This is a genomic window from Draconibacterium orientale (assembly GCF_900111425.1).
Taxonomy (GTDB): Bacteria; Bacteroidota; Bacteroidia; order Bacteroidales; family Prolixibacteraceae; genus Draconibacterium; species Draconibacterium orientale.
This window is the reverse complement of sequence record NZ_FOHT01000002.1, coordinates 302,027-308,908: the sequence shown is the minus strand read 5'-3', so window position 1 is coordinate 308,908 and position 6,882 is coordinate 302,027. Positions and strand designations below refer to the sequence as shown.

Below are 6,882 nucleotides of genomic sequence, written 5' to 3'. Positions count from 1 at the left end.
GGAGTACAACTATATGAAGAACAAATAATGATAAATAAAATGAGAACAGTAAACAAATTGGCAAAAGAACTAAACATGGAAGTAGTAAATTGTCAAAATGTAAATTAATTCTGTCATTGGCAGGAGTGAAACGACTGAAGCAAACTATTCAGCGTAACAATTTTTCAGATAGGACTTAGATTGCTTCGCTACGCTGCCAATGACCGGCATAGGGGGGATATTGGGCCGCGGACGGGCGTGAATCGTGCCGGGATAAACCGGTTGGTCGTCCGCGGCAGGTCAGAATTAAAACTACGAGTCATTGCGATGGATCCGTCAGCCGACGGAGACTGAAGCAAACTCACCATTTATGGTCAGAAGTGGTTGTTAATTACCACCTCACCAGCTTCGCTGGTCCCCTCCTCCTCTTTGAGGCGGAGAAATTTGGCCGGTAGTAAAATTGGAAGTTAATTGGTAGCACGAAAGTTTCCCCTCCTGCCAGGAGGGGGGAACCGCGTTTACGGCGGTGGGGTGGTTAATTGCAGGCACAATCCTATCTTTCAATCACAATTTCCCCCACAAGCGCCCCGCTTTACGAAACAGCTTTTTGGTGGCATCTTCCAGTTTTTTGTCGGCCTTGCGGTAGGCTTCGCTTTGGTGGATCTTTTCGGCAGCCTCGTCTATTTTGGCTTCGGTCTTTTCAATCCAGTTCTGGTCTTTCTTTTCTTCGGGCGTGTTTTCCCGTTCGGTTGGTTTCTTCTTTTCTTCTTCCATGTTTTACGGCTTTCAGTGATCCCTTCAAATGTAAGAAATTAATGTGGGCAAACGAAGTACAGAAGCGCTTGTTAACCACAAGAAATGATTAGCGCGGCAGCACAGGAGGTTGCTTCTCCGTCAGCCGACGGAGACTGAAGCAACCCTACCTATTGTGGGGCAGAAGAGGTTATGTGCCACCTTCTGAGTTCAGATTATAATTGTTTTGTTTAAGCATGATAGTGTCAAGGTTGAACAAAAATGCAGAATTGGTGTTTTTCAGGTATGGAAAACAAAAAAACAAGAGATGAAATTCTTTCGGCATACATGAATCATTTGCTCGAAAAAGGATTGCGCCCGGCAAGTGTTTATGCCTTTGCCCGCGATTTGGAAATGGAAGAAGCCGGATTTTACAAGCACTTTGGCTCCTTTGAAGCATTGGAAAAAGCAGTATTTAAAGCTTTCTTCGACCAAAGTATGCAACTGCTTGCACAAAACAAAGAGTACCACGACTTCGACGCAAAAAACAAGGTAATTGCTTTTTACTACACGTTTTTCGAGGTGTTGAAAGCTAACCGCAGCTATGTGCTTTTGGCACTAAACGATAAAAAAGATAAGCTAAAAGTACTGGCATCGTTGTCGGAACTGAAAAAAGCGTTTTCGGAATATATTGCTGGGCTGGAGATTGAAACACCAAAGCTGCCACACGATAAAATTGAAAAGGTTAAAGAACGGAGTCTGCGCGAATCGGCCTGGGCACAGTTGCTGTTTACGCTTCGTTTCTGGATAGAAGACACTTCGGCCGACTTTGAAAAGACCGATGTGTTTATCGAGAAATCGGTGAATACGGCTTTTGCACTGCTCGATGCTACCACCTTGAATTCGGTTTTCGACCTGGGGAAATTTTTGTATCACGAAAAGATTATGAGTAACTGATGAAAACCATCGATCGCATACCGACCTCGAAAATTGAGCGGGCCACCAAAATTGTGCAAACAGGTGCCAAAGTGGGGGTGAACTATCTGAAATATTATGGCGATAAGTTGAGCTCGACGGAAGAAACAGCGCGTGAGAAACTCAACGAAGCAAACGCCAGCGATATTTACGACGGCCTGAAAAACCTGAAGGGAAGTGCGCTAAAAGTGGCGCAGATGCTGAGTATGGAGAAAAACATTATGCCCGAAGCGTATGTCGAAAAGTTTTCCTTGTCGCAGTTCTCGGTTCCGCCATTGTCGGCTGCGCTGGTGGTAAAAACATTCCGGAAATATTTTGGTAAAACACCTGCCGAGCTATTTGATGAATTTAACCCCGAAGCGGTGCATGGCGCCAGCATTGGGCAGGTGCACAAAGCCCGCAAGGATGGAAAAGACCTGGCCGTAAAAATCCAGTATCCCGGAGTTTCGGAGAGTATCAGCAGCGATCTGGCAATGGTAAAGCCCATGGCCATGAAACTGTTTAACATACGCGGAAAAGGCTCGGATGTGTATTTTAAAGAGGTGGAGGAAAAGCTGCTCGATGAGACCAATTACCTGCTTGAGGTGGAGCAAAGCCTCGAAACCATAAAGCATTGCAGCCACATTCCTCATTTGCGTTTCCCTAATTATTACCGCCAGCTGTCGTCGGAGCGTTTTATAACCATGGACTGGATTGAGGGGCAGCACCTTTCGGAGTTTGCCGCAAACAATACCGATAAAGCACTGGCCAATAAACTGGGGCAGGCACTGTGGGATTTTTATATGTTTCAGATTCACCACCTGCGAAAGTTTCATGCCGATCCGCACCCGGGAAATTTCCTGGTTTCGGAAAACAACGAGCTGGTTGCGCTTGATTTTGGCTGTGTAAAAAGCATCCCCGATTCGTTTTACATTCCCTACTTTGAGCTGGCCTTGCCCGAAAACCGTAATAACCCGGAGATTTTTACCACAAAATTGTTCGAGCTGGAGATTCTTCGTAACGACGATAGTGATGGTGAACGGGTATTTTTTACCCAAATGTTTAAACGCCTGCTCGACCTGTTTACGCAGCCTTTTCAATCGGAAAGTTTCGATTTCTCCGACGCCCGGTTTTTTAAACGTTTAAGCGAAATGGGAACAGCCTACAGTAAAAACACCGCGTTGCGAAATATGAATGGAAACCGCGGATCGCGCCACTTTATCTATATGAATCGCACTTTTTTTGGCCTGTTTAACCTGTTACACATGCTGAAATCCGATAGCATTGTAATTAATAACTACCTGCCGGAAAGCCAAACCGAAAAGGTAGCTTGAGTTACAAACCATAAAAACGATTAAAATATGTTTGGATTATTTAAGAAAGACTCGGTGAAAGCCCTACACAAAAAGTACGATAAACTAACGGAAGAAGCTTTTTTATTGTCGTGTACCAACCGGCGTTTGTCCGATCAGAAATATGCCGAGGCAGAAGCTGTTCAGCAGGAAATTAATGCTTTGAGAAGTGTGAAGTAGCCTGCTGCGTAGTGGCCCGAATTATCGACATATCGTTAGCGTCCGTCGGGTGTAAAGTAGCATCTGTCAGAATAATACCGATTTAACAATCAAATGTCGCATACTTTCACTTCGTTCAGTCTCCTCCTTTGTTGTATTATCGGCATTAACTCCCGAAAAGATTTCGGGACAGGCTATTGTAAACTTTCTTATTGCCATGCGGCAAAATAAAGTACAATTGGTATAACTTTGCATGGTACATACGGATATCAGTATTTTGTCCCTTTTGTTTAACCCTTTCAGGGCTATGGATTTTGGTGTGGTGTCTGCCGTGCGTTTCACACACGGTTATTTATGTATCATCCCTTTGGGATTGATTGGGATGAGAAATGCTTTTACGCAAATAGAGTCCTCTTGGTACGGATGCTTTTCTGTCCTGAAAGGGCTGAAGGTGAATAACCACCGGTAACACCGGTGGATTCAGTACACCTTATTCTTCTTCAGCCCTGAAAGGGTTGAATGGGGTGTGTAGGCACAACCTGTTCTGTTCGCATTCATTCAGGCGTTTAAAATCCGCCACTTACCCCGCCACAAAGTTCAGCCACGAGGTGTTTTCGTCGTAGCCGTCAACCACTTTTTCGCTGTTGGAATACGTAAAGGCCGACATTAGTTTGGTAATTTCCTGTTGCAGGAATGTCACACTTCCGTCGATCAGCTCTTTGTTAAATCCTTTCTCGGCAAGGTCTAACACCTGGTTCAACGAAATTATGCGGCCAATAATCTTACCCATTTCAACCAGTTTGCGCTGTGGCAACTGCAGATCAAGATTAAAATCGACCTGGTTTTTTACAAAATGCACCGCCTTATCGGTCAGGTCGTAACCTTTCAGAAACTGAAACAGGTTATGCTCTTTGGCACGTTTCATCATTTTTACCAGCCCTTCCGAAATTTGTGCATACAGAATATCGTTCGATCCTTCAAAGATCTGGAACGGGCGGCTGTCGGCAGTACCGCGTCCGGCAATATTATCGAGTTTATACGCTTTTGCACCCACCAGCTGAACCACCGACTGCGCGGCTTCCTGCATTAAATCGGTAATTACGCTTTTTACGGCGTTAGCCTCCATTCCTATTCCTGATAGGTCGATATCCAACCCGGCTTTTTCGCTGCTGTTGGCACACATGGCCGAGCAAATGGTGTACGATGCCTGCAGTTTCGACAAACGGTGTTGTACGCGGTCGTAGTTAAACAGGCTTTTTCCACCCACCATTCGTTCCTTGCAGTGTGTTAATGCCTCGTCGAGCATACGCTGAATAAAGCCCATGCCCATTCCGGGGAACTGCATGCGGCTGCGGTGCAACAGGTCGAGCATCATTTTAACACCCGTTGTTTCGGGCACCAGTTTGTGGGTTTGCGGCAGCTGTACATCAATACGGTTTCGCCCGTACGGAATGGCATACAAGCCCAGGTTCTCGAAAAACTCTTCTACTACAATATTTTGTCCGGGTGCCGTTACATCGCACAAAAAGAAGTCGATGTCGCGCTGCAGTTTTTCCGATTTCGATTGCTGCCGGGCCGAAAGCAACCAAAAGTCGGCCCAACCGGTTAATCCGGCCCAGTGTTTTTTCCCTTTCAGGTGAAATTTCGACTCTGCCTCGGTATATGACGTTTGCATATTCAGTGCATCGCTGCCGTAATCCGGTTCGGTAATCATCAGTCCGCCCATGGCTTTATCGTTTAAAAACCGGTTGAAAACGGGTGCTTTTACCGCTTCCTGGCCAAACTTGCCAAAAGGCTGCAGAAACAAGGCCGAGTTAATTCCAAAGGTAAGCGACAGTGCCAGCGATTCGTACGATGCGGCGGCCAGCAAGCCTATGTTTTCTTTCATTACTCCGCCACGACCGCCATATTGTTTCGGAATTCCTACCGACAGCGGGTTTACCGACATAATTTCGCGCATTACAAACGGAGGAAGTCCGCGTTTTAAACTTAGTTGATCGATATCGGCCCGAACGTGAAAAACCTGTTTCATTTTTGCTTTCAGGTTTTCTAAAAACTCAGAAAAAGGAAGAGATGAGAGGCTATTGGTATTGAAAACCGGGGCCGACCCGGTTGTAGTTGTTTGCATAATTTTGTTTTATAATGATAATGGCACATTAAAGCTATCAGGTTTAGTAAAACGAAATCGGACCCATTTTGTTCTGGGTAAAAACTCTCTTTGCCCGGTTAAGCGGGAAGTTTTAGAAAGGACAAGTTCACCAGCCGGCAAACTCTATTGCTTATCTTCCTGTTTTTTCGTAACTTTTTTTTCCTGTTTTGAGTTGGACGAAAATGTTGGCACCTTACTACACAGGCTCAAAAACGACATACGTGTCGCACCCCAACTGTTTTGATGAAAGTGCTGACAACCTTTGGCGGGTTACAGCTGCAAAACAGTTTTCAAAAGCCACCGATTCCCTTTCCCGAATTATCCATATCCATTATTGACCAAAAAATCAATTCATGAAAGGAGCATGGTCTAAAGAACACAAAAGGACATAAATAAATTGTCATGCGAGTTCCACGGGTATCGACCGTCAAATATTAAATAGAGATCATATGTGTTTGAAATACAAAATATTAACTTAATTATATTCGAGTGAAACAATTGTATCTGAACCATTCCCCTTAATGTTTAATCGGTATTTCGTGATGGAACAACGACAAAACAACTGCTAACCTGCGTTTTAGTCCATATTATTCACAAAAATAAATACCATGAAAAATCGAATTTTGTTATTTGCTGCTGCGCTGCTTGTTGCCTGCACTGCAACCCACGAGCCACTGGTAGGCACCTGGAAGCTGGTGGAATACAAAAGCATTGTTGACGGAGAAGTAGCCTGGACCATCCCCGGAAATGCGGAAGGGGAACAACTAAAAAGCTGGTCGGGCGAGTACTTTCTGTTTGTCGGGAAATTTATTTCCGATGGCACTACCACTCCCAATTATGGCAGCGGAACCTATACCCTGAATGGAAATCAATATACGGAACATATTGCGTTTCATATTTCGGAGGATTATACCGGAAGCGATGAACGATTGCTTATGGAGTTTAAAGGCGACACCCTGATACAGATTAACCCGGTAAATGTTGACTGGAGCTACGACAAAAACAATTACCGCATGGAGAAATATGTGCGGGTGAAATAACTAAAAACTAAAACATTACATCATGAGCAAACTTATTATTGTGTTATTGGCATTGTTGGCTTTTCAGGCGGGCATTGCACAAAACAAAATTAAAATTGAAAGTGCCGACGACCTCCCAAAACACTACTACGACCTGCAGGGAAACACAGCCATGGACTACATTAACAACCGCGATTTATTGCTGGAACTGGCTGCTACTCTCGAAAATGACTTGAACGATGACCTGGAGAATTATGCTATTGAGGACAAAGCCACGATGCGCGGTTATCACTCCAATTTTTCGATGATCTACTTTATTCAGGATGATCTGAAAGCTGCTTTACACGAGATTGAAAAAGGGAGAAAACTTACCGAAAAAGAAGCGGACAAATACATGTACAATTTTACCCTCGATGAGTTTATAAAAACCCGGCTGGAGTATCCCGATCTTCAGGAAGACGAGTTTAAGGAGGCCTTTAAAGCCAACCTGAAATAAGGTCTGGAAACTATCCCCTTTGATGTGGTGCAGGAAGAAATT

The 6,882-nt window shown here is 44.5% G+C and carries 7 protein-coding genes; 5 read left to right on the top strand and 2 right to left on the bottom strand.

What is annotated here, in order from left to right:
* Window positions 1-543: 543 nt before the first annotated feature.
* Window positions 544-753: a hypothetical protein gene (locus tag BMW53_RS02795; protein ID WP_038557418.1), complete on the bottom strand. Its 210-nt coding sequence runs from the start codon at window positions 751-753 to the stop codon at window positions 544-546.
* A 264-nt stretch (window positions 754-1,017) separates the two neighbouring features.
* Here BMW53_RS02795 and BMW53_RS02790 point away from each other — a divergent pair, with 264 nt between their 5' ends.
* From BMW53_RS02790 to BMW53_RS20730, 3 genes are read left to right on the top strand one after another with little or no spacing between them, the layout of a single operon-like run.
* On the top strand, window positions 1,018-1,668 hold the full coding sequence (locus tag BMW53_RS02790) for a TetR/AcrR family transcriptional regulator (RefSeq protein ID WP_038564276.1): 651 nt from the start codon (window positions 1,018-1,020) through the stop codon (window positions 1,666-1,668).
* Window positions 1,668-2,999, top strand: a complete 1,332-nt coding sequence (locus BMW53_RS02785; RefSeq protein ID WP_038557419.1) for an ABC1 kinase family protein — start codon at window positions 1,668-1,670, stop codon at window positions 2,997-2,999. The genes BMW53_RS02790 and BMW53_RS02785 overlap by 1 nt, the downstream gene beginning before the upstream one ends.
* Window positions 3,000-3,026: 27 nt before the next feature.
* The gene (locus BMW53_RS20730; RefSeq protein WP_038557421.1) at window positions 3,027-3,197 is read left to right on the top strand and encodes a Lacal_2735 family protein; all 171 of its coding nucleotides are present in this window, start codon (window positions 3,027-3,029) and stop codon (window positions 3,195-3,197) included.
* Between the two features lie 559 nt (window positions 3,198-3,756).
* On the opposite strand, the gene BMW53_RS02780 is transcribed toward BMW53_RS20730, so the two are convergent.
* On the bottom strand, window positions 3,757-5,304 hold the full coding sequence (locus BMW53_RS02780; protein WP_051567713.1) for an acyl-CoA dehydrogenase family protein: 1,548 nt from the start codon (window positions 5,302-5,304) through the stop codon (window positions 3,757-3,759).
* Window positions 5,305-5,933: 629 nt separating this feature from the next.
* Between BMW53_RS02780 and BMW53_RS02775 the strand changes: the two genes are divergently transcribed.
* Together BMW53_RS02775 and BMW53_RS02770 are read left to right on the top strand one after the other, a co-directional pair.
* Window positions 5,934-6,365, top strand: coding sequence for a DUF4488 domain-containing protein (locus tag BMW53_RS02775; protein ID WP_038557422.1), 432 nt, complete (start codon window positions 5,934-5,936; stop codon window positions 6,363-6,365).
* 22 nt (window positions 6,366-6,387) lie between these two features.
* The gene (locus BMW53_RS02770; protein WP_038557423.1) at window positions 6,388-6,840 is read left to right on the top strand and encodes a hypothetical protein; all 453 of its coding nucleotides are present in this window, start codon (window positions 6,388-6,390) and stop codon (window positions 6,838-6,840) included.
* Window positions 6,841-6,882: the final 42 nt, after the last annotated feature.

Bases quoted from the DNA above. Each gene is read 5' to 3' on its own strand.
- BMW53_RS20730 (WP_038557421.1), top strand. From the start codon at position 3,027: ATGTTTGGATTATTTAAGAAAGACTCGGTGAAAGCCCTACACAAAAAG.
- BMW53_RS02795 (WP_038557418.1), bottom strand. From the start codon at position 753: ATGGAAGAAGAAAAGAAGAAACCAACCGAACGGGAAAACACGCCCGAA.
- BMW53_RS02790 (WP_038564276.1), top strand. From the start codon at position 1,018: ATGGAAAACAAAAAAACAAGAGATGAAATTCTTTCGGCATACATGAAT.
- BMW53_RS02785 (WP_038557419.1), top strand. From the start codon at position 1,668: ATGAAAACCATCGATCGCATACCGACCTCGAAAATTGAGCGGGCCACC.
- BMW53_RS02780 (WP_051567713.1), bottom strand. From the start codon at position 5,304: ATGCAAACAACTACAACCGGGTCGGCCCCGGTTTTCAATACCAATAGC.
- BMW53_RS02770 (WP_038557423.1), top strand. From the start codon at position 6,388: ATGAGCAAACTTATTATTGTGTTATTGGCATTGTTGGCTTTTCAGGCG.
- BMW53_RS02775 (WP_038557422.1), top strand. From the start codon at position 5,934: ATGAAAAATCGAATTTTGTTATTTGCTGCTGCGCTGCTTGTTGCCTGC.